Here is a 21,498-nt window from a genome sequence, read left to right as displayed (position 1 = left end):
GGATAGGTAGGAGCTGTCGAGTGAAACGAGGCTGCGATCTTTTTGCATCACCACCGAATTTAAGGTTGCACCACCGCCCCCGGCACCAACGGCAATTCCAGGCTGGCAACAAACCCGCCTTCCGGGTGATTGGCCAGCACAAGACTGCCGCCATGACGCTCCGCCGCACGACGCGCAATGGCCAGCCCGAGGCCATGCCCGGCCGTGGTCTGCCCCGGTGCCCGATAGAACGGTTCAGCCAGTTGATTCAAATGCGCGCTCTCTACACCGGGGCCATGATCGCGCACGCTGACCACAATCCTGTCGCCCTGGCGAGACGCCTGCATTTCGATCGGTTGCCCGACCGGGTTAAAACGCTGGGCATTGCGCAGCAGGTTGTCCACGGCGCGCTCGATCATGGTCGGCCAGCCTTTGAGGTTCAGTTGCGGCTCGACTTCAAGGCGCACGTTCTGCTCGGGCGAACCCAACTGAGCGTCCTTTTGCAGGGTAGTGAGCAGCGCATTGAGATCGACCTCTTCAGCACTGGCGTTATCGGCATCGACGCGCGCCAGTACCAGAATTTCGCTGATCAACGCTTCCAGTCGATCGCATTCACGGGTCAGGCGTGGCCAGAGTTTTCCCCGTTCCTCAGGATTGGCCCGCTCGGCCAATGCCAAGGCAATGCGCAATCGGGCCAAGGGTGAACGTAATTCGTGAGACACGTCCCGCAATAATTGCCGCTGGCTGCCGATCAGGCTTTGCAGGCGTGCGCCCATGCGATTGAAGTCGTTGGCCAGCACGCCAAATTCATCCCGGCGGTTGGCCAGTTGCGCCAGGCTGTTCTGTTGATACGTGGTCTGCCCCAGATCATGCACGGCGCTTCGTAAACGGCTCAGGGGGCGCGTGATGGAAAAGGTCACCAGCAAGCTGAACAGAGTCAGCACCACCAGCGCGATGCCCAATGCACTCAATGGCCAGAGCAGGCTTTCGCGATGCCAGGCGTCCAGTTCCGGGTGCGGAACGCGATAGATCAGCAGATAGGTGTCGCCTGTCTTGGCGCTGGTGTATTCATCGGTCAGACGCCGCCATGGCAGGCGTCGATCATTGTTGTTCTGCCGTGCTTCGAAGGCCGCCGCCCGCGGTGGAAAGGTACCGCGTACCACCGGGTCACCTGCCTCGTTGAGCACTTGAACGTTGATGTGATACTGACGCTTGCGCTGTTCCAGAATGTCCTGGGCGGCTTCTTCTCCCTGGCTTTCGTAGGTTTGCGTCCACTGTTCGGCCAAGGTGTTGAGGCCTGGGTGGCGACTGAGAATCCACGCGTCCTGGTTGAGCATGTGCCCGAGCAGGATGGAAAGCCCTGCAACCAGAGCGATGGCCAGCCAGAAGCTGGCCAGGATACGCCAGAACAATGAGCGCACAGAAAATCCTCAACTAGCGCAAATCCATGTGAGAGCGGACCCTGTGATGAGGGGGCCCGTGTGGCGAGGGGGCTTGCCCCCGTTCGGCTGCGAAGCAGTCGTAAACCATTACCTGCGGTTTAACTTTGAAATGTCGGGGCCGCTTCGCGACCCAACGGGGCGATACGGCGGTCCGACAAGCCCCCTCGCCACACAAGCCCGCTCCCACATTAGACTGAGAGGCAACAGACCCAACGGCGTTAGCCGTCGGGTCCGGGGTCAGCGCATTATTGCGCTTTTTGCGCTTGCTGCGCTTTCCAGGCCTTGAACTCGGCCCATTCGGCGCGACGCTCAGCCTTTTTCTTCTGGATCTCGTCGAATTGCTTCTGTTGATCCGGTTTCAGCAGTGCACGAACGTCGGCTTCGGCTTTCTTGTGCCTGGCCGCCATCTCGTCTTTCAGGGCTTTCTGATCGGCTGGCGAGAGTTTTTCCAGGTATTTGTCGACCAATTGCTGACGCTCATGCATCTGCTCGCCCATGATCTTACGGATTTGCTCGCGCTGTTCGCGGCTCAGGTCCAGTTGGCTGTAAGGGCCTTTACCGTGCATGCCGTGCATCTGACCGCCGTGGCGTGAGCCGTCCATGTGGTCACCCATGGGACCTGCGCCTTCAGGCATGGCCATGGCAACGGTCGGCAGGGCGGCAGCAAACATCAGAGCGATAAGAGTCTTGCGCATGGTGTATCTCCTTGTCTCGTTCCCGGTACGTTCCGGATGTGTGCAGATTACGCAGATCAAGGTCAGCGGCGGTCAGCGGAGCGTAAAGCTTGGGTAAAGATGATTTTCTATCTTCCTGACAATTCCACGATGCACCACGGTGCGGCGTAGGAGCTGCCGAAGGCTGCGATCTTTTGATTTTGCTTTTTACCGGCCAAGATCAAGATCAAAAGATCGCAGCCTTCGTCAGCTCCTACAGGGGATCGCAAGTCGTGCCTGGATTCAGAGGTTGTAGTAGTAACCGCGACTGCGCAGGGCCACGATGCGCGGGCGGCCGTCGGGGTGTGGGCCGATTTTTTTGCGCAGGTTGCTCACGTGCATGTCCAGGCTGCGGTCGTACAGGGTCAGTTTGCGACCGAGGGCGATTTGTGCCAGTTCCTGTTTATCCAGCGGTTCGCCGGGTTGCTTGAGCAGGGCTTCGAGCAGACGGCTTTCGGAGACGGTGAGGGTGAATTCCTGTTCATCGATGCTGACCACGCCACGCACCGGGCTGAAGCACAAGTCACCCAATTCGAGCTGGCTGGAAACTGCCGTCGGATGACTACGGCGCAACACTGCGCGCAGGCGGGCTGTCAGTTCCCGCGGGTCGCACGGCTTGGCCAGGTAATCATCGGCACCGAGTTCCAGGCCGAGAATGCGGTCCAGCGGCTCGCCACGGGCCGACAGCATCAGCACTGGCAGTTCCGGATGGTCGTTGCGCAGTTGCTTGAGCAGTTCCAGGCCACTGCCGTCCGGCAGCATCACGTCCAGCACCACGGCCGCCGGGGACGTTTCAGCCAACGCACGGCGTGCGCTCTGACCATCGTGGCAGGCGCGGACCTGAAAGCCTTCCTGGCTCAGCCAACTACTCAAGAGCTCACACAGCTCCTGATCATCATCAATTAATAACAGCTCGCTCATGACTCACTCAATTTAGCCATTGCCGACGTTTTCTACGTGCACCACTGGCGAAGATACCGCAGAGCAGCGCCAATAGCGCTACTCCGGCCCCAATCACGAACCACTGTTGCTGATCTGTCAGCAGGCGTGGCAGCGGGCTGGCCTGGATTTCCTTGAGTTGCAGCTTCAGGCGCTGATTCTCTTGGCGCAACCGGCTCAACTGAGCGCTTTCGCGTTCGCCATCGGTATTTTGCAATTGTTTGCTCAATGCTTCTCGTTGCTGCTCGCTTGCTTTCAAGCGCTGCTGCAACTCGGTGATCTGGCTGCCGGCACTCAAGGACAGCGGCGTGGAATTGCCAACATCGACGCTTTCTTCACCGTGGGCGGGCGCCATGATCGACAACGTCACCAACATCAGACACAACGGACCTTTGCGCATCGCAACTCCTGATTCCAATACGGGTATTGGGCAGGTTGTCGGCCGGTAAACGAGAATAATGAGCGATTGAACGCGCGATGAACCGACAAGGTTCATCGCGCAACAGAGCACTAAGGCAGGACTTGCTTGAACGGCTTGACCAAAACGTTGGCGTAGACGCCTGCGGCTATGTACGGATCAGCGTCGGCCCAGGCTTGGGCGGCGCTCAAGGAATCGAATTCGGCAACGATAAGGCTGCCGGTGAAACCCGCCGCGCCCGGATCATTGCTGTCGACGGCCGGGTGCGGGCCGGCCAATACGATGCGACCTTCATCTTTAAGCACTTCCAGGCGCTCAAGGTGTGCAGGCCGTGCGGCCAGGCGGGCTTGCAGAGAGTTGGCAACGTCTGTGGCAATGATTGCGTAAAGCATGTCAGTCCTCGGTTTTTGGCGTGGTGGTATCGGCGTCGTGCAGGTGGCGGGACAGGTAAATGCCCTGGGCGACCAGGAACAGCAACGTCATGCCCAGGCTGCCGAAGACTTTGAAGTCGACCCAGTAGCTCTGGAAGGTGAACGCAACGAACAGGTTGGCGGCGCCGCAAAACAGGAAAAACCCGATCCAGGCGATGTTCAGACGGGTCCAGACCGGCTCTGGCAGGGTCAGTGCGTGGCCCATGATGCGTTTGATCAGCAGTTGGTCACCGATGAAGTGGCTGCCGATGAACCCGAGGGCGAACAGCCAGTTGACCACCGGGGCTTTCCATTTCAGGAACGTCTCGCTGTGGAACGCCAAGGTCAGGCTCCCGAAGACCAGGCAGGCGATGAGGGTAAGCCACTGGCTCTTCTCCAGCGTGCGCTGCTTGATGAACAGCGTGCCGTAAACCACCAGGGAGCTGATGATCAGCACGGCGGTGGCGCTGTAAATACCACCGACAGACAGTTGAAAACCGCCGATGTCGACGACCTGAGGATCGATTTTGAAAGCGATGAAAAACAGCAGAAGCGGGATGAAGTCGATGAATTGTTTCACAGTGGCAGCCAGAAGCAGGATGTGGCGGCATAATAACAAACATATTGACGCGCGATAGCGTCAGCTGATTTGAGGTTACACAGTCCTGTGAATGTTGATTTGCACTGTCATAGCACGGCTTCCGACGGCGCCCTCGCGCCCGCGGTACTGGTCGCGCGTGCGTTCGAGAAAGGCGTGCGAGTCCTGGCCTTGACCGATCACGACACCCTTGAAGGCCTCGACGAGGCCCGTAGCGCCGCGACGGCGCTGGGGATGCAACTGGTCAATGGGGTTGAATTGTCCTGCACCTGGGGCGGGGCGACTATTCACGTTTTGGGCTACGGTTTCGACGTCAATGCGCCGCCGTTGGTCGAGGCCATTGCAAAATTGCACGATGGCCGCTGGCTACGGTCCGAAGAAATAAGCCGCAAGTTGGCGTTGAAAGGCATGCCGGGGGCGCTCGACGGCGCTCGGGCCATTCAACAGGAGCTGGGCGACAGCGGTAACGCGCCGGCCCGTCCGCACTTCGCCGACTGGATGGTGCGTGAAGGTTTCGTCAAGGATCGCGCCGAAGCGTTCCGCAAATGGCTGGGCGCCGGCAAACTGGGCGACGTCAAACAACACTGGCCGACCCTGGAAGACACCGTCGCAACCCTGCGCGCCGCGGGTGCCTGGGTCAGTCTGGCGCATCCCTGGCACTACGATTTCACTCGCAGCAAGCGTCGCCGCCTGATTGCCGACTATATTCAAGCAGGGGGCCACGCGATTGAAGTGGTCAATGGCCATCAGCCCGCCGAACAGGTGGGCAGTTTGGCGATTCTAGCCCGCGAGTTTGGTCTGCTGGTCAGTGCCGGCAGTGATTTTCATGGCCCTGGAGGCTGGTCCGAGATCGGTGAATACCGCCCGATCCCGGAGGATCTGCCACCACTGTGGTGTCGATTCAAACATGACCCAATTATTGCCGTCGTCTGAACAGGTAGAGAATGTGAGTCAATTTTTCCAGATTCATCCGGAAAACCCGCAACCGCGCCTGATCAAACAGGCTGTCGAGATCATCCGCAACGGCGGGGTGGTGATTTATCCCACAGACTCTTCCTACGCCATTGGTTGCCAGATCGGCGACAAAAACGCCGTGGAGCGCGTGCGTCGGCTGCGTCAGCTGGATGACAAGCACAACTTCGCGCTGATCTGCAGCGACCTGTCGCAGTTGGGGTTGTTTGCCAAGATCGATACCGGCACCTTCCGTGTGCTCAAGGCTCACTTGCCTGGCCCTTACACCTTCATTCTTAACGCCACCCGCGAAGTCCCGCGGCTGTTGCTGCACCCGAAAAAACGTACCATCGGCCTGCGTGTACCGAGCCATCCGATTGCCCTGGCGCTGCTGGAGCAACTCGGCGAGCCGCTGATGAGCGTGACCCTGATCATGCCCGGCGACACCGATCCGCTGACCGATCCCTATGAGATGCGTCAGTTGCTTGAGCATCAGGTGGACCTGATCATCGACGGCGGTTTCGGCGGGATCAAGGCATCCACCGTGATCAGCCTCGCCGACGGCGAACCGGAAGTTCTGCGTGTCGGTTGCGGCGACCCTGCGCCTTTCATGGCCGAGGCCTAGATGTCTGCAGTAGAACCCGTCGACAGCCAGACCGGTGCCCAGCAAGAACTGCCTTTCGCCATGGTCTATGGCCAGGCAGTCATGGAAATGCCGCTGGACCTGTACATCCCGCCGGATGCGCTGGAGGTCTTTCTTGAGGCCTTCGAAGGCCCGCTCGACTTGCTGCTGTACCTGATCCGCAAACAGAACATCAACATCCTCGACATCCCGGTGGCGGAAATCACCCGTCAGTACATGGGCTATGTCGAGTTGATGCAGTCGGTGCGCCTGGAGCTGGCCGCCGAGTACCTGGTGATGGCCGCGATGCTCGCCGAGATCAAGTCGCGGATGCTGTTGCCCCGTGCCGAGACGATCGAAGACGAAGAGGACGATCCTCGCGCCGAGCTGATTCGCCGCTTGCAGGAGTACGAACGCTTCAAGGCTGCGGCCGAAGGCATCGATGGTCTGAGCCGCGTCGGCCGCGACGTGGTGGTGCCCAAGCTCGATGCCCCGCAAGCGCGGGCGCGCAAACTGTTGCCGGATGTAAGCCTGGAAGAATTGCTGATGTCCATGGCCGAGGTCCTGCGCCGTGGCGACATGTTCGAAAGCCACCAGGTCAGCCGTGAAGCGCTGTCCACTCGCGAGCGCATGAGCGATGTACTGGAACGGCTCAAGGGTGGCGGTTTTGTACCCTTTGTCGAGCTGTTCACCGCTGAAGAAGGGCGCCTGGGGGTGGTGGTGACCTTTATGGCGATCCTCGAACTGGTCAAGGAATCCTTGGTCGAGCTGGTGCAGAATGAGCCGTTCGCGGCGATCCATGTCCGGGCCCGAGCCGAATAACGAGTTGAATCATGAACCTGACTGAACCCCGCGAGCTGGCGCCACTGCTCGAAGCCTTTCTGTTGGCCTCGGGAAAACCGCAATCGCTTGAACGCCTGTTCGAACTGTTCGAAGAAGGCGAGCGCCCCGAGCCCCCTGTATTCAAGAAAGCGCTGACGATTCTGGCCAAATCCTGCGACGGCCGTGCTTTCGAGCTGAAGGAAGTCGCCTCCGGGTATCGCCTGCAAATCCGCGAAAAGTTCGCGCCGTGGGTCGGGCGTTTGTGGGAAGAGCGGCCGCAACGCTATTCCCGCGCCATGCTCGAAACCATGGCCCTGATCGCCTATCGCCAGCCGATCACCCGAGGCGAGATCGAAGACGTGCGCGGCGTGGCCGTCAACAGCCACATCGTGAAAACCCTGCTGGAGCGTGAGTGGATCCGCATCGTCGGTTATCGCGACGTACCCGGCAAACCGGCGATGTTCGCCACCACTAAGGCGTTTCTCGATCACTTCAACCTGAAAAACCTCGACGACCTGCCACCGCTCGCCGAACTGCGTGAGCTGGAACCTGATCCTGTGCTCGATTTCGACGACGCTCCGGTTCCGCAAGGTTTGCAGGAACTGGCCGATGCCAGCGCTGAGCCGGAGGAGCCCAAGGAAGAAACCAGTTTCCACACACTGTTGCTGGAACTGGACACCATGGAAGAGGGGCTCAAGACCGACTTCGACGATTTGCTGCGCGATGGGGCGGTGACCGAGACTGAAGGGGAGTCGGCAGAGCCTAAGCCTGAAGTCGAAGTTGAACCTCAGGTCGAAGCTGAAGACGAAGACGAAGACGAAGACGAAGACGAAGACGAAGACGAAGACGAAGACGAAGCCCAACCAGAACCAGAACAGGAAGATGACATTCTTGGCGTTGCCGAAGCTCGCGAAAAGCTCCTGGCCGCCGTTGCCGCTCTCGAACAATCGAAACCCGAGCCCGAGCTGACTGACGAAGAAGCCGAAGCCAAGGCCCTCGCCGAAGCGATCGAAAGCGAACGCCGCCTACTCGAAGACTGACACGAACCCAATGTGGGAGCGGGCTTGCTCGCGAAGGGGGAGTGTCAGTCGACGTCTGTGTTGCCTGATACACCGCTTTCGCGAGCAAGCCCGCTCCCACATTGGTTCTCTATTGAATTCGAAATTGACGCCACCGGTCGGCGGAAAATCAAGTAGGTCTTCAATGATCAGCTAGTCTCTGATGCGCGAACGTCTCCATGAGCGTATGATTCGCGACCCTTTGGCGATCTTCGTCAAACGACCAGCTTTCACATCTTCAGGCAAAAGCCTGAACAGACCACACCGGGAGGTGCCCAGATGAGTATCAACGACCAGAAAGACGACCAGGAAATCGGCCCTGCAGGCGAAAAGCTGCAGAAAGTCCTCGCCCGTATCGGCGTCGGCTCGCGCCGTGACGTAGAAGCCTGGATCAGCCATGGCCGCATCAAGGTCAATGGCAAAGACGCCACCCTCGGCCAGCGCGTCGACCTGCATGACGCCATCACCATCGATGGCCGTGTGATCAAGCGCGAAGAAGCCGCCGAGTCGGTACGTCGCGTGATCATGTACAACAAGCCCGACGGTGAAATCTGCACCCGTAACGACCCTGAAGGTCGTCCGACCGTGTTCGACAAGATGCCGCGCCCCAAAGAAGGTCGCTGGATCAACATCGGTCGTCTGGACATCAATACCACCGGTTTGCTGATGTTCACTACCGACGGTGAATTGGCCAACCGCCTGATGCACCCCTCCTACGAAATGGACCGTGAATACGCGGTACGTGTACGTGGCGAAGTCGACGACGAGATGATTGAACGCCTGAAAGCAGGCGTGGTGCTCGAAGACGGCCCGGCCAAGTTCACCGACATCAAACAGGCTCCGGGTGGCGAAGGTTTCAACCACTGGTACCACTGCGTGGTGATGGAAGGTCGTAACCGCGAAGTCCGTCGACTGTGGGAATCCCAGGGCTTGGTGGTCAGCCGCCTGAAGCGCGTGCGTTTCGGTCCGGTGTTTCTCAACTCTGACTTGCCGATGGGCCGCTGGCGCGAAATGAGCCAGTACGAAGTCGACATTCTCAGTGCCGAAGTCGGCCTGACTCCGGTGGCGATGCCGCAAATGAACGCCAAGAGCAAAGACAAGCTTGAGCGTATGCAGCGCAAATCGTCCCGTCCGGTGGGCAAGACCGAACGCGTGCGGACCCTGCGTCCAGCCGCGGGTTCGACCGCTGTCAGCCCGCGTGAATCCCGCGAGCCACAGATCGAAGGCGAGCGGCCGGCCCGCAAGCCGGCGCCACGTCAGGATGGCGAGCGCGGTCCACGCACTCCGCGTCCGGCCAACGGTCGCACTGAGCGTGGCGAAGGCCGTGGCGCTCCGTCCGGTGGTCGTAGCGATCGCGGCGCGCCTGCCGGTCGTGGTACGCCTGTGGCAGAGCGCCCGGCCGACACCAAGCGCCCGGCCAAGCCGGCACCGAAGAAACGCCCAGGCATCGTACTGGTCGACCGTGACGCGCCATCGGGCAAACGCCGCGGCGCGCCAGCCGGTTCCGGCCAGCGCCCGGGCTTCGGTCGTCGCAAGCCTGAGTAATCGGTAAGCGCTGCATGAAAAACGCCATCCCTCGGGATGGCGTTTTTTTTGGGCTGGTAAACCGGTTTCAGAAAGCAGGTGAACCTGTGGCGAGGGAGCTTGCTCCCGCTGGGTCGCGAAGCGGCCCCAGAACCATTCACCTCGTTATGTCTGGTAAACCGCGTCGGCAGGTTTTGTGGCTGCTGCGCAGCCGAGCGGGAGCAAGCTCCCTCGCCACAGGGTCAGGCGTTGCTTAAAACACAAACCGCCGATCAAACACCGGGTCATCATCCAGCGCCAACACGCCACTGGAGAAGATCAGGTCCAGATGATGGCTACCCTTGGCGCCTCCGCCCAACCCCAGGTGCAAGCCGCAATGGCGCTCCTCGAAGCCGGCATTGCGCGCATACAAATCTTTCACGCCTTCATTGGTGCCGATCCCCAATTCCTCGATTCGTCGATTGGACGGATTGGCATCCAGGTACTTGTTGAAGTCATGTGCCAGCCCCGGCACGTCGGTGGCGATTTTGCTGATGGTGGAATTCTCGATCCATAACTCCAGCGGTGACGCCAATACGCCGTACTTGCGGGCAAACGGAATCGTACTGAGGAAAGTCCCCATAAACTTCACCCGTCCATTAATGGCCTCGCTATGAGTAGCGATCTCACCGGGCGCCAGGTCGAAGTTGCCGATACCGTTGATGTCGGTCCACTTCTTGATACTGCTCAAGGGTGTTTCGAACCACGACCCATGCTCATCTTTGAAACTCAGGGTGGTGGCGTGGGACATCCGCTGGATCAAGTGGCTGTTCAACCCGGCAATTCGCTGCGGGGTGACACTGAAAGTGTCGTAGAAGTAATCGCCGTAATCCTTGAACAGCAATGACTTCTTCCAGTTCTGCGTCATCACGCCTTGCAGCGCGCGAACAAATTCCGGGCCGTCGGGACGCGGGTTGGGCAGGGTGGAAGAGTCGTAGAAGAAAATGTACAGATCGTTGTCGGCAATTGCCTGGGTCAGCAATTCGGTGGGTTCGAGGTCCAGACGCATCGCGCTGAAGCTGAACCGTGAGCTGTTACCGGCCTGTTCGACGATGGCGCGAGTGTGTGCCTCGTAATCAGCGGTATGGCCGAGCAAGACCTTCGCCGGATTGATACCGGCAATGGCAGGGTGATGTTCGAGGTAGTAAAGGAAATGCGAGATGGCGCGTTGCTTATCCATGTAGTCCTCCCTGACAAACCGAAAAAGTGGCAGGCGCGACCGGCCGGATCGTGCCTGCCGTGATGTCTTACAGAGGCCACATCGCGGTGCCGAACGGAACAACCGCGTCGGCTTGCATCATGTCGACGGCGGCATCATGGGTCGGTGCTTCAAACCAATCGTCCAGTTGCAGTTCAGTGTCCAAGTCTTTGTCCAGTGCTTGCATGGTGAATCTCCTAGATGACTTTTAGGTAAGAACAGCGACGTGCTTTTCACTCGTTGAAGAGCACATCAACCTGCCGGTCGATGCAGTTCGGCAAGTCGCTGAAAACCTAGTTCACAGGGTTTTGGAATGCAAAAAAATAATTAAACAATTTTCATTTGAACTATTTATTCCGTTTTTCGAAAGCCATTTTTCTTAATAAAAAACAGAAAACTAAGTCGGGTATTTACTTAGGAAGCTTCCTATCGTCAATTTACAGTCAATGGGCTTATGGATCTGATTTGGAAAATTTACGTTACGCCTTGTCAATAAAACCTTACGAAAAGCGCTCTCAAACCCCGTGGAATGCCGCGAGGGAAAGGTCTGTAAGGAAAACCTTCCGTCAGTCGGCGAGTTCGTGGTCTTCAAGGGCTCTGGCGCGCTTGTTTCAGCAGCGTATGAAGGGTGAGATGCGCCCCATGCCTGTCGTGCAGGTGCATAACAAGAAGGAGGCGCAATGTACGCCGTGACTCATCTCCATCTCTCCCCCAAGGGCGCTTTTTCTGCTGCCCTTATCGATGACCTGCAAAGGTCTGACTCAATTTTTGCAGTCGCCCGAGACCCTCGAGGCGGACACAGGCAATCCCGGCAACCGACGCGCTGATCCAGCGGTGTCTGGCAGCAGGGGGTTACAGGTGTACAATGCGCCGCGTTTTAACTGTGACCCTCTGCGCAACAGCGCAAACCTCAAGGCTACTCGCTTTGTTCACTCCGCCGCGTCACGAGCGTGTCGGGTTCGATTTCGTCACAGATAAAAACAAACAGGTGACGCATGACTGTCGTAAAAACGCTGAACTCCTGGTGCCTGCGCTGGGGTTTGATCGGCGCTGCTTGAAATCGCAACTGAGCAGCAACGTCTACTGAACATCATCAAACCTTGCGTGAGACCCTTTTCATGAGTGGACAAAACTCGCATTCAGGCGAGCTGAAACGCGGCCTGAAAAATCGCCATATTCAACTGATCGCCCTCGGTGGCGCGATCGGCACCGGGTTGTTCCTTGGCTCGGCCGGCGTGCTCAAATCCGCCGGCCCGTCGATGATTCTCGGCTACGCCATCTGCGGCTTCATCGCTTTCATGATCATGCGCCAACTGGGTGAAATGATCGTCGAAGAGCCAGTCGCCGGTTCCTTCAGCCACTTCGCCCACAAATACTGGGGCGGTTTTGCCGGCTTCCTGTCGGGCTGGAACTGCTGGATCCTGTACATCCTGGTGGGCATGTCCGAGCTGACCGCGGTCGGCAAATACATCCATTACTGGGCGCCGGATATCCCGACCTGGGTCTCGGCAGCCGGGTTCTTTGTATTGATCAACCTGATCAACCTGGCCAACGTCAAAGTCTTTGGTGAGGCGGAGTTCTGGTTCGCGATCATCAAAGTCGTGGCCATCGTCGGCATGATTGCACTCGGCAGCTACCTGCTGGTCAGCGGCGACGGCGGCCCACAAGCCTCGGTGACCAACCTGTGGGAACACGGCGGCTTCTTCCCGAACGGCGTCAGTGGTCTGGTGATGGCCATGGCGATCATCATGTTCTCCTTTGGCGGCCTGGAAATGCTCGGTTTCACTGCCGCCGAAGCCGACAAACCGAAAACCGTGATCCCGAAGGCGATCAATCAGGTGATCTACCGGATTTTGATTTTCTACATCGGTGCACTGGTGGTCCTGCTGTCGCTGACGCCGTGGGACAGCCTGCTGACGACGCTGAACGCGTCCGGCGATGCCTACAGCGGCAGCCCGTTCGTGCAAGTGTTCTCGATGCTGGGCAGCGACACCGCCGCGCACATCCTCAACTTCGTGGTCCTGACCGCGGCGCTGTCGGTGTACAACAGCGGCACCTACTGCAACAGCCGTATGCTGCTGGGCATGGCCGAGCAGGGCGATGCGCCGAAGGCTCTGTCGAAGATCGACAAGCGTGGCGTACCGGTGCGTTCGATTCTGGCGTCAGCCGCCGTGACTCTGGTCGCGGTGCTGCTTAACTACCTGGTTCCGCAACATGCGCTGGAACTGTTGATGTCGTTGGTGGTGGCCACCCTGGTGATCAACTGGGCGATGATCAGCTTCTCGCACTTCAAGTTCCGTCAGCACATGGACAAGACCAAACAGACACCGCTGTTCAAGGCCCTGTGGTACCCGTACGGCAACTATGTTTGCCTGGCGTTCGTGGTGTTCATCCTTGGCGTGATGCTGCTGATCCCGGGCATCCAGATCTCGGTGTATGCGATTCCGGTGTGGGTCGTCTTCATGTGGATCTGCTACGGCATCAAGAACAAGCGCAGTGCGCAGCAGGCGTTGCTGGCCGCGGGTTCCGCTGCCAAGTAAGTGCAAAGCGCAGAAACAACAAACCCGGCCATGTGCCGGGTTTTTTGTGGGCGATGCAAAAAACTTTGAACTTGCACGGCCCCTTGTGGGAGCGGGCTTGCTCGCGAAAGCGGAGTATCAGTCGACATTAATATTGCCTGACACACCGCTTTCGCGAGCAAGCCCGCTCCCACATTTGGTCCTCTGTGTGGCGAACATTCCATACATGTCCGCGAAAGGGTCGGCCCAGTCAATCCATCATTCGCGGTATCCTGAACACCCTGATACCGGAAGCTTTTTCCATGCTGGTGATTACCAACAATGTGCATCTGCCGGATGCCGAGATCGAGTTGACGGCCATTCGCGCCCAGGGTGCCGGTGGGCAGAACGTCAACAAGGTTTCCAGCGCCGTGCACCTGCGCTTCGACATTCCGGCCTCGTCCTTGCCCGAGTTCTACAAGGAGCGGCTGCTGGCGCTGCGCGACAGTCGCATCACCAGCGACGGCGTGTTGATCATCAAGGCCCAGCAATACCGCACGCAGGAAGCCAACCGCGCCGATGCGCTGGAGCGTCTGACCGAGTTGATCCTCAGTGCCACCAAGGTCGAGAAGAAGCGCCGTCCGACCAAACCGACACTCGGTTCGAAAAAGCGTCGGCTCGAATCAAAGACCAAGCGCGGCAGCATCAAGGCTGGGCGCGGAAAGGTCGACTTTTAACGCGCTTCTCTTTCTTCACGATACTTTGGCGCCTGCCGGTACAAGTAAACGCTTAGTATCAATCCGCTCAAAGCGGCGAGGGCGGCAAACAGGAAGATCGAGGCAAAACCAAACCCTGCAGCAATCGCACCCGCCAGCGGTCCGGTGATCCCCAGCGACAAATCGATGAACAACGAATACGCCCCGACTGCCGCGCCACGGCTGGAGGCGGGCACCAGGTTGACCGCTTCCACGCCCAAGGCCGGGAACACCAGCGAAAAACCGAAACCGCTTAGCGCCGCGCCGGCCAGTGCCCAATGAGCATCGGGTGCCAGCCACAGCAGCAACAACCCGAGGGTTTCCACCGACAAGCAGGCAATCGCCACGCGAAAGCCGCCGAGGCGATTGATCAGATTACCGAACAACAATCGCGCACCGATAAAACTGGCGCCGAACAGGCTCAGGCACAGCACCGCGTTGGACCAGTGCTGAGTGGCGTAATACAGGGTGATGAATGTAGCGATGGTGCCAAAGCCGATGGAACCCAAGGCCAGACCGCAACCGTGAGGAAACACCCGCCCCAGCACGTGCATGAACGGCAGGCGTTCGCCAACAACGATCGGTGCGGCGGTTTTTGGCCAGGCCAGCGCCAAGCCCAGAACGGCCAACAGCACGATGCTCACGCCCATGCTCCATAAACCCAGTTGATTCACCAGCAGCACCCCCAGCGGCGCGCCGACCGCCAGCGCGCCGTAACTGGCGATGCCGTTCCAGGAGATGACTTTGGCGGTATTCGCCGCGCCGACCCGGCCGATGCCCCAGCCGATCGAACCGGAACCCACCAGGCTTTCCGCGCTGCCGAGTACCAAACGGCCGATCAACAGGCTGATCAGGCTTAACGTCGGCAGGCTTTGCGTCCAGGCCGAAATCAACATGAATACACCGCTCAAACCGCAGCCGGCGAGGCCGTACATCACCGCCAGTTTACTGCCCTTGTTATCGATGATGCGCCCGGCGTAAGGGCGGCTGAGCAGGGTGGCCAGGTATTGCACGCTGATCACCAGCCCGGCGATCACGGCGCCGAAACCGAGGTCGCTGTGAACGTAGCCAGGCAACACGGCCAGGGGAATGCCGATATTCAGGTAACCGATGAACGTAAACAGGACGATGGAAATGACTTGCAGCGTGACCGCCATGGGGCGCTGGGTTTCTGGCATGGGTAAAGGTCCACGGGGCAGCAGGATAGATAGGCTGCTTATGATAGCGGTGTGGACGGTCGAGGGACGTGTAAAAGTAAAACTATTTGCCGCATGGGGATGAATCAGGTGTTGGCGGGGGCAATCAGTTGCGTCGTGACCAGGGCGGCCAGCGCGTTTTCTTCGCTGCCGAAGCGGGCCAGCAACGCGGCTTGTTTCTCGGGGGAAAGGCGGTTCCAGATCTCGATCATCTTCTCGGCGGTGCCGATCAGGACGCTGGCCTGGGCTTCAGTGAAATCATCGCTCATGGTGCGGGCTCGCGGTTCAGGCAGTGTGGAAAGCGCATGTTAGCGCTTTCCACACGGTCTGGCATTGCAGGTGTATCAGTCTTCGCTGTCGGCCTGGCGGCGTTCAGGTGCTTCTTTCATTTCGGGCTGTTGGGCACCGGCTTGTTGCGTGGTTGTCTGCTCAGTTTCGTGCAGGCTTGGGAAGGGGAGATTAGGGATCTCGTGCATGTTCGCGCTCCTCGCTAAGTCTGTTGATAGATCTGGTAGATCCGCGCTTTTAAAAAAAAAGCCTGCGCAGGATACAGCAGGAGAAATGACAAATAGACTTTTATATCCATTTGTTGCGACGGATGGGATTGTCTAGACAGGTCAGCAAGAGGGGGCGACACACATTCAAGTGTGGGAGCGGGCTTGCTCGCGAAGACGGAGTGTCAGTCAACATCATCGTTGCCTGACACACCGCTTTCGCGAGCAAGCCCGCTCCCACAGGGGATGTGTAGTGTCTGATATTTATTTGCAGACGTCGGCGATAGCTTCGGCCAGCAAGTCCAGGCGCGTTGCATCAATCCCCGCCACATTAGCCCGGCCCGAGCTCACCATGTACACACTGTGATGCTCGCGTAGCTGTTTAACCTGCTCCGGCGACAAACCGGTGTAGGAAAACATCCCGCGTTGCACGCCGATGTGCGCAAATCGCTCGCGCAAGCCATGGGGTTCAAGCGCTTCGACCAGACCGCTGCGCAACTGGGCGATACGCAAGCGCATCGCTTCCACTTCGTCGGCCCAGCGGCTTTTCAGCTCTGGATCGCCGAGGATGGTCGCGACCACGGCGGCGCCATGATCCGGTGGCGTCGACCACAGGTTACGGGCGATGTTGGCCAGTTGGCTGCGGATATCCACCAGCTTGTCGGCGGTTTTCGCGCAGACGATCAGCGCGCCGGTGCGGTCGCGGTACAGGCCGAAGTTCTTCGAGCAGGAACTGGTAATCAGCACTTCCGGCAACTCGGCGGCGAACAGTCGGGTCGACCAGGCATCCTGCTCCAGGCCGTCACCGAAACCCTGATAAGCGAAGTCTATCAGTGGCAGTAAATCGCGACTGCGCACCACGTCCAGCACACGACGCCAGTCGTCATGGGACAGATCGAAACCGGTCGGGTTGTGGCAGCAGGCATGCAGCAGAACCACGTCGCCCTTGGGGGCTTCATTGAGCACCGCCAGCATCGCTTCCACATCGAGACGGTTGTCGCTGCCCACGTATGGGTAATGACTGACCTTGACCCCGGCCGCCGCGAAAATGGTTTCGTGGATCGGCCAGGTCGGGTTGCTCAACCACACGCCACGGCCCGGCAGGCATTGGGCGATGAAGTCGGCGCTTAAACGCAACGCGCCAGTGCCGCCCGGCGTCTGAGTGACGCCGGCCCGTTGTTCGGCGATCAACGCCGAATCCGCACCAAGCACCAATTCGTTGATGACTTTGCCGAACGCTACATTGCCGTGGCCGCCGATGTAGGTTTTGGTGGATTGACGATCCACCAGGTGTTGCTCGGCGAGCTTCACCGCTTCGGGAATTGGCGTCTGGCCCTGGGCGTCTTTGTAGACACCCACGCCAAGGTCGAATTTGCGCGGGTTAGGGTCCAGCGCATAGGCCTCCATCAGGCCGAGAATCGGGTCGCCGGGCACTCGGCCGATGGCGTCGAAATGCATTATTTGCGGCCCTCGGCGTTCTTCGCCACTTCGTCAGTGCGCGCGGCCATGATGAAGTCGTTGCGGTGCAGGCCTTTGATGGAGTGGCTCCACCAGGTCACGGTGACTTTGCCCCACTCGGTGAGCAGGCCTGGATGGTGACCTTCGGCCTCGGAGATTTCACCGACGGCGTTAGTGAACGCCAGTGCGTGTTTGAAGTTCTTGAACAGGAAAACTTTTTCCAGCTGCATCACCGCGTCGCGGACTTCGATGTTCCAGTCAGGGATCTGCTTGATCAGGATCGGCAGTTCTTCGTCGCTGACCTGTGGGGCGTCGGCGCGGCAGGCTTCGCAATGGGCTTGGTTCAATGTGGACATGATGTGTTCCTGAAATCGAGTGTTTTGAAAAACGGTCGTCAGTGGGATCACGCTAAAGCAAAGCGGCGATCCGTAACAGACTCACTTGATGCCAAAAGGCGCGGGTCACGCGGCTTTTGGCGGAAATTTCGGCGCATGCAACCCCAGCTGCATACCTTGCTTGACCATGCCCATGATGTCTTCGTGGGCCAGGTCGAACAGGCGCTTGAGGTTCGGCAGGACAAAATACAGCGGTTGCAAGATGTCGATGCGGTACGGCGTGCGCATGCATTCCAGCGGGTCGAAGGCTTGGTGCTCAGGCTCGTTCGACAAGCAGTAAACGGTTTCTTTGGGCGAGGACAGAATGCCGCCACCATAGATGCGCAGGCCTTGCGGCGTGTCGACCAGGCCGAACTCGATGGTCATCCAGTACAGGCGCGCCAGGTACACCCGTTCTTCCTTGGAAGCCTGTAGGCCGAGTTTGCCGTAGGTGTGGGTGAATTCGGCAAACCAGGGGTTGGTCAGCAGCGGGCAGTGGCCAAAGATCTCGTGGAAAATGTCCGGCTCTTGCAGGTAATCCAGCTCTTCGCGGGTACGAATAAACGTCGCCACCGGGAACTGCTTGTTCGCCAGCAATTCGAAAAAGGTCTGGAAGGGAATCAGTGCGGGGACTCGGGCAACCTGCCAACCGGTGGTTTCACCGAGGACCTTGTTGATTTCACCGAGTTGCGGAATGCGGTCGTGGGGCAGACCGAGTTTTTCGATACCGTCCAGGTATTCCTGGCACGCACGGCCCTCGACCACTTTCAGTTGGCGAGTGATCAGCGTGTTCCACACCGCGTGTTCTTCGGCGGTGTAGTCGATAAAACCTTGCGCATCGGGCTCACGAGCCACGTATTGCGTCTGCTTCATGCTGCTCTCCTGCTAGGGGATTCGTTCTTGTTGTGTGTACAGCTATGGACCTAGAAATACCCCAAGGCGTGCGGTGTTGCAGCAGGTGAGTGGCATGGTGAGTAGGAAAATTCATCAATTTCTGTAAATTATTCGTTACGATTTGAGCGCTATGGCGCAGGTATTGAGATTTACGGGTTTGAAAAGGCGCACAGCTGTCACATAATCTTGACGACTATTTGAGTGCCTCGGCAGAAAAATACGTCGGTCTGCCAAGTACCCCTGTGGAAGCGGGCTGTGGTGAGGGGGCTTGCCCCCGTTGGGCTGCGAAGCAGCCCCAAAATCTCTGATGCGCCAAAGATCTTGTGAGTGCTGCGCACTCAAACGGGGGCAAGCCCCCTCACCACGGCCCGCTCCCACAGGTTGTGATCAACCTCACTCACCGTTTTGTGGGCCTTTATATGCGTATCAAAGTTCACTGCCAGAACCGCATCGGTATTCTGCGCGACATTCTCAACCTGCTGGTCGAGTACGGGATCAACGTCGCTCGCGGCGAAGTGGGCGGTGAGCACGGCAATGCGATCTATCTGCACTGCCCGAACCTGATCAATATTCAGTTTCAGGCGTTGCGTCCGAAGTTCGAGGCGATTGGCGGGGTATTCGGCGTCAAACGCGTAGGGCTGATGCCCAGCGAGCGTCGGCACATGGAACTCAATGCCTTGCTCGGCGCCCTGGAGTTTCCGGTGCTGTCGATCGACATGGGCGGCTCCATCGTCGCGGCCAACCGTGCGGCGGCGCAGTTGCTTGGGGTGCGGGTGGACGAGGTGCCGGGGATTCCGCTGTCGCGGTACGCCGAGGATTTCGATTTGCCGGAACTGGTGCGCGCCAACAAGTCACGGATCAACGGCTTGCGGGTCAAGGTCAAGGGTGACGTGTTTCTCGCCGATATCGCGCCGCTGCAATCGGAGCATGACGAAAGCGAGGCCATGGCCGGTGCGGTGTTGACGTTGCACCGGGCGGACCGGGTGGGCGAGCGCATCTATAACGTGCGCAAGCAGGAATTGCGCGGCTTCGACAGCATTTTCCAAAGCTCGAAAGTAATGGCGGCGGTGGTGCGCGAGGCACGACGCATGGCGCCACTGGATGCGCCGCTATTGATAGAAGGCGAAACCGGCACCGGCAAAGAATTGTTGGCGCGGGCCTGTCACCTGGCGAGCCCGCGTGGGCAATCACCGTTGATGGCGCTCAACTGTGCCGGTCTGCCGGAGTCCATGGCCGAGACCGAACTGTTCGGCTACGGTCCCGGTGCCTTCGAAGGGGCGCGGGCCGAAGGCAAGCTTGGGCTGTTGGAGCTGACGGCGGGCGGTACGTTGTTCCTCGACGGCGTCGGCGAAATGAGCCCGCGCTTGCAGGTGAAATTGCTGCGCTTTCTACAGGACGGTTGCTTCCGTCGTGTCGGCAGCGATGAAGAGGTCTATCTGGATGTGCGGGTGATCTGCGCAACGCAAGTGGACTTGTCCGAGCTGTGTGCGCGCGGTGAGTTTCGCCAGGATTTGTACCACCGCTTGAACGTACTCTCGCTGCACATCCCGCCGCTGCGCGAATGCCTGGATGGGCTGGCGCCGCTGGTGGAGCACTTCCTCGATCAGGCCAGCCGGCAGATCGGTTGTCCGTTGCCGAAACTGGCGCCAGCGGCGATGGAACGGCTCAGTCACTATCACTGGCCGGGCAATGTGCGGCAGTTGGAAAACGTACTGTTCCAGGCGGTTTCCTTGTGCGACGGCGGCACCGTCAAAGCCGAACACATTCGTCTGCCGGATTACGGTGTGCGTCAGCCCCTCGGCGATTTTTCCCTTGAAGGCGGCTTGGACGAGATTGTCGGGCGCTTTGAGAAAGCGGTGCTAGAGCGTTTGTACTCCGAGCATCCGAGCAGTCGGCAACTGGGCAAGCGGTTGGGGGTTTCGCATACGACCATTGCCAACAAGTTGCGTGAGTATGAAGTCGGTAAAGAGCCGGGCTAAATAGCTTTTGTGGCGAGGGAGCTTGCTCCCGCTGGGCTGCGCAGCAGCCCCAAAAAAGACAATCGAGTTATTGCAGGCAAATCCCGCGGGATGGTTTTGCGGCCGCTTCGCGCCCGAACGGGAGCAAGCTCCCTCGCCACAGGGGGATGAGCTTGGCCATGAGAGGATTGCCGCGAAGCGGCATAACACCGCCGGTTTTTCGTCTTCGATACAGTCCCCTAATCCCCTCTGAATCCCTCAAGTCCTTTGTTTGCCGGGCCCTGCGCCGCCAGAAAAAAGTTGGTCTGCAAATTGCTTATGGCTCAGCAGTACAGCGGTGGGCGGCAAACGTCCGGCATGCAGAGGAAAGAGTGTGGACAAGTACCTTTATGTGGCAATGACCGGCGCCAGCCAGAATGCACTGGCGCAGAAGGCTCATGCCAACAACCTGGCGAACATCTCTACCAACGGTTTTCAGAAGGACCTGGAACAGGCTCGTTCGATGCCGGTGTTTGGTGACAGCTTTCCGGCGCGTGCGTTTGCCATGAGCGAACGTCCGGCCACCGATTTCTCCCCTGGTTCGCTGGTAGAAACCGGTCGTGACCTCGATGTCGCGGTGCAGGGCAACGGCTGGATCGCCGTGCAGAACCCCGATGGCGGTGAAAGCTACGTGCGCACCGGCAGCTTGAACGTTGACGCCCTGGGCGTGCTGCGTGCTGGCAACGGTATGCCGGTGGTAGGCAATGGCGGGCCGATTGCCGTGCCGCCCGAGCAGCAAATCGAAGTCGGCGAAGACGGCACCATCAGCATCCGTGCGATGGGCGAAGGCCCTCGCGTGATGGCGGAAGTCGACCGCATCAAACTGGTCAACCCGGACTTCAAGAACATGACCAAAGGCCTGGACGGTTCGATCCACACCAAGGACGGCAAGCCGGCACAGGCCGATGCCAACGTCAAACTGGTGTCCGGGTTCCTTGAGTCGAGCAACGTCAATGCCGTGGAAGAAATGACCTCGGTGCTGGCGCTGGCCAAGCAGTTCGAGCTGCACATCAAGATGATGAACACCGCCAAAGACGATGACCAGGCCATGGCTCGGGTCTTGCAGATCAGCTAATTATCAGAACGTCGCGCCGTAAAACAGGCGCACGAGGAGAATCG

23 protein-coding genes are annotated in these 21,498 nt (G+C 59.0%); 9 read left to right on the top strand and 14 right to left on the bottom strand.

Annotated features, from left to right (window positions below; all coding sequences use genetic code 11):
• Window positions 1–59 precede the first annotated feature (59 nt).
• From ABH909_RS24335 to ABH909_RS24310, 6 genes are all read right to left on the bottom strand, one after another.
• Window positions 60–1,400, bottom strand: coding sequence for a sensor histidine kinase (locus ABH909_RS24335; RefSeq protein WP_429437948.1), 1,341 nt, complete (start codon window positions 1,398–1,400; stop codon window positions 60–62).
• Window positions 1,401–1,666: 266 nt separating this feature from the next.
• Entirely contained in the window at window positions 1,667–2,116 is a 450-nt protein-coding gene (locus ABH909_RS24330) for a Spy/CpxP family protein refolding chaperone (protein WP_007895022.1), read from the bottom strand.
• Window positions 2,117–2,377: 261 nt separating this feature from the next.
• A complete protein-coding gene (locus tag ABH909_RS24325; protein WP_429437945.1) occupies window positions 2,378–3,055 on the bottom strand; it encodes a response regulator transcription factor in 678 nt (225 codons plus the stop codon).
• A gap of 7 nt (window positions 3,056–3,062) precedes the next feature.
• A complete protein-coding gene (locus ABH909_RS24320) occupies window positions 3,063–3,473 on the bottom strand; it encodes a translation initiation factor 2 (protein ID WP_095634423.1) in 411 nt (136 codons plus the stop codon).
• A 110-nt stretch (window positions 3,474–3,583) separates the two neighbouring features.
• Complete coding sequence (locus tag ABH909_RS24315; RefSeq protein ID WP_429437942.1) at window positions 3,584–3,883, bottom strand: YciI family protein; 300 nt, start codon at window positions 3,881–3,883, stop codon at window positions 3,584–3,586.
• Between the two features lies 1 nt (window position 3,884).
• A complete protein-coding gene (locus ABH909_RS24310) occupies window positions 3,885–4,481 on the bottom strand; it encodes a septation protein A (RefSeq protein ID WP_429437940.1) in 597 nt (198 codons plus the stop codon).
• Between the two features lie 87 nt (window positions 4,482–4,568).
• Here ABH909_RS24310 and ABH909_RS24305 point away from each other — a divergent pair, with 87 nt between their 5' ends.
• The 5 genes from ABH909_RS24305 to rluB all read left to right on the top strand — a co-directional run bounded on the left by ABH909_RS24305 (window position 4,569) and on the right by rluB (window position 9,497).
• Entirely contained in the window at window positions 4,569–5,432 is an 864-nt protein-coding gene (locus ABH909_RS24305; protein ID WP_429437938.1) for a PHP domain-containing protein, read from the top strand.
• A 13-nt stretch (window positions 5,433–5,445) separates the two neighbouring features.
• On the top strand, window positions 5,446–6,075 hold the full coding sequence (locus tag ABH909_RS24300; RefSeq protein ID WP_429437936.1) for an L-threonylcarbamoyladenylate synthase: 630 nt from the start codon (window positions 5,446–5,448) through the stop codon (window positions 6,073–6,075).
• Window positions 6,076–6,195: 120 nt separating this feature from the next.
• On the top strand, window positions 6,196–6,894 hold the full coding sequence (locus tag ABH909_RS24295; protein ID WP_429440088.1) for a segregation and condensation protein A: 699 nt from the start codon (window positions 6,196–6,198) through the stop codon (window positions 6,892–6,894).
• Window positions 6,895–6,905: 11 nt separating this feature from the next.
• The gene (scpB, locus tag ABH909_RS24290; protein ID WP_429437934.1) at window positions 6,906–7,934 is read left to right on the top strand and encodes an SMC-Scp complex subunit ScpB; all 1,029 of its coding nucleotides are present in this window, start codon (window positions 6,906–6,908) and stop codon (window positions 7,932–7,934) included.
• Window positions 7,935–8,231: 297 nt separating this feature from the next.
• A complete protein-coding gene (gene rluB / locus ABH909_RS24285) occupies window positions 8,232–9,497 on the top strand; it encodes a 23S rRNA pseudouridine(2605) synthase RluB (RefSeq protein ID WP_429437932.1) in 1,266 nt (421 codons plus the stop codon).
• A gap of 232 nt (window positions 9,498–9,729) precedes the next feature.
• Here the strand turns inward: rluB and ABH909_RS24280 are convergent, their stop codons facing one another.
• A complete protein-coding gene (locus tag ABH909_RS24280) occupies window positions 9,730–10,695 on the bottom strand; it encodes a leucyl aminopeptidase (RefSeq protein ID WP_429437930.1) in 966 nt (321 codons plus the stop codon).
• Window positions 10,696–10,762: 67 nt separating this feature from the next.
• Window positions 10,763–10,900, bottom strand: coding sequence for a hypothetical protein (locus ABH909_RS24275; RefSeq protein ID WP_007902483.1), 138 nt, complete (start codon window positions 10,898–10,900; stop codon window positions 10,763–10,765).
• 931 nt (window positions 10,901–11,831) lie between these two features.
• On the opposite strand from ABH909_RS24275, the gene ABH909_RS24270 reads away from it, so the two are divergent.
• Both ABH909_RS24270 and arfB read left to right on the top strand, forming a co-directional pair.
• Window positions 11,832–13,253 (top strand): amino acid permease, encoded by a 1,422-nt coding sequence (locus ABH909_RS24270; RefSeq protein ID WP_429437927.1) that lies wholly within the window; start codon window positions 11,832–11,834, stop codon window positions 13,251–13,253.
• 281 nt (window positions 13,254–13,534) lie between these two features.
• Window positions 13,535–13,948, top strand: a complete 414-nt coding sequence (gene arfB, locus ABH909_RS24265) for an alternative ribosome rescue aminoacyl-tRNA hydrolase ArfB (protein WP_429437925.1) — start codon at window positions 13,535–13,537, stop codon at window positions 13,946–13,948.
• Here the strand turns inward: arfB and ABH909_RS24260 are convergent.
• From ABH909_RS24260 to phhA, 6 genes are all read right to left on the bottom strand, one after another.
• Window positions 13,945–15,144: an MFS transporter gene (locus tag ABH909_RS24260; RefSeq protein WP_429437922.1), complete on the bottom strand. Its 1,200-nt coding sequence runs from the start codon at window positions 15,142–15,144 to the stop codon at window positions 13,945–13,947. The genes arfB and ABH909_RS24260 overlap by 4 nt on opposite strands.
• A 104-nt stretch (window positions 15,145–15,248) precedes the next feature.
• Window positions 15,249–15,431 carry a hypothetical protein gene (locus ABH909_RS24255; protein ID WP_429437920.1) on the bottom strand — a complete coding sequence of 61 codons (183 nt, stop codon included), beginning with the start codon at window positions 15,429–15,431 and terminating at the stop codon, window positions 15,249–15,251.
• A 75-nt stretch (window positions 15,432–15,506) separates the two neighbouring features.
• Window positions 15,507–15,638, bottom strand: coding sequence for a hypothetical protein (locus ABH909_RS24250; protein WP_256348506.1), 132 nt, complete (start codon window positions 15,636–15,638; stop codon window positions 15,507–15,509).
• A 282-nt stretch (window positions 15,639–15,920) separates the two neighbouring features.
• Window positions 15,921–17,114 (bottom strand): amino acid aminotransferase, encoded by a 1,194-nt coding sequence (locus ABH909_RS24245; protein ID WP_429437917.1) that lies wholly within the window; start codon window positions 17,112–17,114, stop codon window positions 15,921–15,923.
• The gene (locus ABH909_RS24240; RefSeq protein ID WP_429437914.1) at window positions 17,114–17,470 is read right to left on the bottom strand and encodes a 4a-hydroxytetrahydrobiopterin dehydratase; all 357 of its coding nucleotides are present in this window, start codon (window positions 17,468–17,470) and stop codon (window positions 17,114–17,116) included. The genes ABH909_RS24245 and ABH909_RS24240 overlap by 1 nt, the downstream gene beginning before the upstream one ends.
• A 105-nt stretch (window positions 17,471–17,575) precedes the next feature.
• Window positions 17,576–18,361 carry a phenylalanine 4-monooxygenase gene (gene phhA / locus ABH909_RS24235; RefSeq protein WP_429437911.1) on the bottom strand — a complete coding sequence of 262 codons (786 nt, stop codon included), beginning with the start codon at window positions 18,359–18,361 and terminating at the stop codon, window positions 17,576–17,578.
• Window positions 18,362–18,801: 440 nt separating this feature from the next.
• On the opposite strand from phhA, the gene ABH909_RS24230 reads away from it, so the two are divergent.
• Window positions 18,802–20,361, top strand: coding sequence for a sigma-54-dependent transcriptional regulator (locus ABH909_RS24230; RefSeq protein WP_123720667.1), 1,560 nt, complete (start codon window positions 18,802–18,804; stop codon window positions 20,359–20,361).
• 352 nt (window positions 20,362–20,713) lie between these two features.
• Complete coding sequence (locus ABH909_RS24225; protein WP_008074885.1) at window positions 20,714–21,454, top strand: flagellar basal body rod protein FlgF; 741 nt, start codon at window positions 20,714–20,716, stop codon at window positions 21,452–21,454.
• The last annotated feature ends 44 nt before the right edge of the window (window positions 21,455–21,498 follow it).

The organism is Pseudomonas sp. BS3782 TE3695 (genome assembly GCF_050435305.1).
Taxonomy (GTDB): Bacteria; Pseudomonadota; Gammaproteobacteria; order Pseudomonadales; family Pseudomonadaceae; genus Aquipseudomonas.
This window is presented reverse-complemented; position numbering and strand designations above follow the sequence as displayed.

Excerpts from the sequence above, each read along its gene's own strand:
- ABH909_RS24330 (WP_007895022.1), bottom strand. The coding sequence starts at position 2,116 with ATGCGCAAGACTCTTATCGCTCTGATGTTTGCTGCCGCCCTGCCGACC.
- ABH909_RS24325 (WP_429437945.1), bottom strand. The coding sequence starts at position 3,055 with ATGAGCGAGCTGTTATTAATTGATGATGATCAGGAGCTGTGTGAGCTC.
- ABH909_RS24320 (WP_095634423.1), bottom strand. The coding sequence starts at position 3,473 with ATGCGCAAAGGTCCGTTGTGTCTGATGTTGGTGACGTTGTCGATCATG.
- ABH909_RS24315 (WP_429437942.1), bottom strand. The coding sequence starts at position 3,883 with ATGCTTTACGCAATCATTGCCACAGACGTTGCCAACTCTCTGCAAGCC.
- scpB (WP_429437934.1), top strand. The coding sequence starts at position 6,906 with ATGAACCTGACTGAACCCCGCGAGCTGGCGCCACTGCTCGAAGCCTTT.
- rluB (WP_429437932.1), top strand. The coding sequence starts at position 8,232 with ATGAGTATCAACGACCAGAAAGACGACCAGGAAATCGGCCCTGCAGGC.
- ABH909_RS24280 (WP_429437930.1), bottom strand. The coding sequence starts at position 10,695 with ATGGATAAGCAACGCGCCATCTCGCATTTCCTTTACTACCTCGAACAT.
- ABH909_RS24275 (WP_007902483.1), bottom strand. The coding sequence starts at position 10,900 with ATGCAAGCACTGGACAAAGACTTGGACACTGAACTGCAACTGGACGAT.
- ABH909_RS24270 (WP_429437927.1), top strand. The coding sequence starts at position 11,832 with ATGAGTGGACAAAACTCGCATTCAGGCGAGCTGAAACGCGGCCTGAAA.
- arfB (WP_429437925.1), top strand. The coding sequence starts at position 13,535 with ATGCTGGTGATTACCAACAATGTGCATCTGCCGGATGCCGAGATCGAG.
- ABH909_RS24260 (WP_429437922.1), bottom strand. The coding sequence starts at position 15,144 with ATGCCAGAAACCCAGCGCCCCATGGCGGTCACGCTGCAAGTCATTTCC.
- ABH909_RS24255 (WP_429437920.1), bottom strand. The coding sequence starts at position 15,431 with ATGAGCGATGATTTCACTGAAGCCCAGGCCAGCGTCCTGATCGGCACC.
- ABH909_RS24250 (WP_256348506.1), bottom strand. The coding sequence starts at position 15,638 with ATGCACGAGATCCCTAATCTCCCCTTCCCAAGCCTGCACGAAACTGAG.
- ABH909_RS24245 (WP_429437917.1), bottom strand. The coding sequence starts at position 17,114 with ATGCATTTCGACGCCATCGGCCGAGTGCCCGGCGACCCGATTCTCGGC.
- ABH909_RS24240 (WP_429437914.1), bottom strand. The coding sequence starts at position 17,470 with ATGTCCACATTGAACCAAGCCCATTGCGAAGCCTGCCGCGCCGACGCC.
- phhA (WP_429437911.1), bottom strand. The coding sequence starts at position 18,361 with ATGAAGCAGACGCAATACGTGGCTCGTGAGCCCGATGCGCAAGGTTTT.
- ABH909_RS24230 (WP_123720667.1), top strand. The coding sequence starts at position 18,802 with ATGCGTATCAAAGTTCACTGCCAGAACCGCATCGGTATTCTGCGCGAC.